Source organism: Caldibacillus sp. 210928-DFI.2.18, assembly GCF_020554505.1.
In the GTDB taxonomy this organism is placed as follows: Bacteria; Bacillota; Bacilli; order Bacillales; family Caldibacillaceae; genus Caldifermentibacillus; species Caldifermentibacillus hisashii.
This window is the reverse complement of the sequence record NZ_JAJCHL010000229.1, coordinates 1-467: the sequence shown is the minus strand read 5'-3', so window position 1 is coordinate 467 and position 467 is coordinate 1. Positions and strand designations below refer to the sequence as shown.

Below are 467 nucleotides of genomic sequence, written 5' to 3'. Positions count from 1 at the left end.
AGAGCAATCGGCTGTTAACCGATCGGTCGTAGGTTCGAATCCTACCTGCGGAGCCTTGCTTCCATAGCTCAGCAGGTAGAGCACTTCCATGGTAAGGAAGAGGTCATCGGTTCGAGCCCGATTGGAAGCTTTTTAATAGTGTAAATTAAATGCGGTTTCGGTATTTATTCGAAACCGTTTGTTTTTATAGCTTGATATGGGTATCTTTAACATGTTTCAAAAAAGTGTATAAAAACCTACCTTTTAAATGCTACCTTCGTCCTAATGCCTTCAAAATATTAGTTCTGTGAGACAGATTACCATTTAGGGGATAAAATAAAAATCAGAAAATAAAAACTTACTATCTTCCCTTTACAATCATGCGCATTCTTTATATAATAATAAGCGTCAACTTGCGTGAGTAATTTATTGTGGCCCCTTGGTCAAGCGGTTAAGACACCGCCCTTTCACGGCGGTAACACGGGTTC

General features: G+C 39.8%; 1 tRNA gene. It reads left to right on the top strand.

Annotated features, from left to right (window positions below):
- The first annotated feature begins 57 nt into the window (after positions 1-57).
- Positions 58-130 (top strand) — tRNA-Thr (locus LIZ98_RS17695).
- Positions 131-467 lie beyond the last annotated feature (337 nt).